Here is a 1,599-nt window from a genome sequence, read left to right as displayed (position 1 = left end):
TTTGACGCTGCATTGAGCCAATCATTTCTGCGCTTCCTTGTCTTTATTGGTTTTTTTACGCTTAGAGGTTTTCTTAACGGGTTCCTTGTGCAGCAATGGCTGCGCCCAGTCTCCTTGACGCTTCATCTTCAGCTTTGTGGTTTTGCCTTCAGCGCGTGAAAGCATGAGCGTGCGGCCATAAACCGCCCATTTAGCCGTGGCATTTGAAATTGCATTGGTTTCTAAATTTAGGTGCCAGCCGGGCGTCCAGACTTTGCCATCAATCGTCCAGCCGCTGACTGTTGCATCAAGTGAATAGGCTTGCAGATCATTGTCTTTTTTGATTTTTTCTAATGCTGCATCTGCTTCGGCTTTAGTCTCAATATCGCCCATAGAAATAATTTTTAGACGATTAAAGCCATATTGAGTGTTGCTGGTGGCCGTAGATAAAACATGGCTGCCTTTGCTGTCTTGGCCTAAAATTTTCATTTCACTGAAGACAGAACTGACATCATTCACATAAGACAGATCAAGCACGTTGTTGCTGTTATCTAAAGGCTTCATCAAGCGTAATGGTGTTTGAACCACATATGGAGCAGCAAAAGGATCACCCACAACCAGCGTACCGTCTGGTTCAAGCCATACATGTTGGCCCGTGACTGCAGCTGCTTTCGCAATGGCATCCCACAGGGCTTCACCGGGTTCAACAGAAACTTTATTTTTTAGCCATGCATTGTTTTGGATACGTACATCATGGATTTTTGAGCCTAGATCGCCCGCTAAAACATACTGTGAAAGCAGCGCTTCTAAAGTGAGCTGGCGCCCGCTAAAGATCGGCACAGAACAGTCAATCAGCTGTCCAGCCAAGTCGCGTCCGCTGATCTCAAGTCCATAACCATCGCGGCTGACAGCCTCTGCAACCTTATCTGCAATGGAGGTCAGCACCAGCTCTTTGTTATAAAAAACTTTGATGTCTTTTGCGCCAGCAATATCTTTAGGCAAAGGGTCGCCATTCACTTGAAATAGCTTAAAGCTCCAGTTTTCAGCTGGGGTATCAATCTGGCTGTCAATTGAAATCGCATCCCAACCGCTGATTTGATAGCTGCCAATCTGTAGAGTGATTTCATTGTTTTGGTTATCGCGCATAAACAGTCAGCTCCATACCGGGGCGCAGTACTGCGGGATTGACCAAATCAGGATTTAAACGGCGGATTTCGCTTACACGGCTCATATCCTCATATAGCTGATGCGCCAGCCAATGCAGGGTGCAAGGCACAGTAATCACTGTTTTAGTCACTGGCGGGCGGATCTCGATCAGTTCTTGAATCTGTAAATGCAGCTGATCAGCAGTTTCTTTATAGACTTGAATTTGACTGACAGCAGTTTCATTCAGCTCAGTCGCTATCTGCTCACGCTCAGTATTAATCGCTGCTTGAATCTGCTGGCGGTTGTTCTGGCGGATCACAGCCAAGTCAATCGGCGTCAGGCTGCTTTCTTTATTCTCAGCTAGCTCAGTCCGGACGTTCTCAATGACTTTTTGGGTAATCGCAACGGTTGACGCAACTTGTGTGGCACGCCACAGCTGCTGCAGTTGCGGTGAAGATTTGTCATTTTGAAATA

Annotated in this window: 1 protein-coding gene and 1 pseudogene; both read right to left on the bottom strand. The window is 46.5% G+C overall.

Annotated features, from left to right (window positions below):
- Positions 1-21: 21 nt before the first annotated feature.
- The gene (locus D9K81_RS18130) at positions 22-1,125 is read right to left on the bottom strand and encodes a phage baseplate assembly protein (RefSeq protein ID WP_120375082.1); all 1,104 of its coding nucleotides are present in this window, start codon (positions 1,123-1,125) and stop codon (positions 22-24) included.
- Positions 1,115-1,599: pseudogene (locus D9K81_RS18125) on the bottom strand (multidrug DMT transporter); the annotation flags it as partial. The pseudogene D9K81_RS18125 and the gene D9K81_RS18130, both read right to left, overlap by 11 nt.

Origin of the sequence: Acinetobacter chengduensis (assembly GCF_003664645.1) — a bacterium.
Lineage (GTDB): Bacteria > Pseudomonadota > Gammaproteobacteria > Pseudomonadales > Moraxellaceae > Acinetobacter > Acinetobacter chengduensis.
Note: the sequence above shows the minus strand (reverse complement) of the source record. Positions and strands in the feature narration are given on the sequence as shown.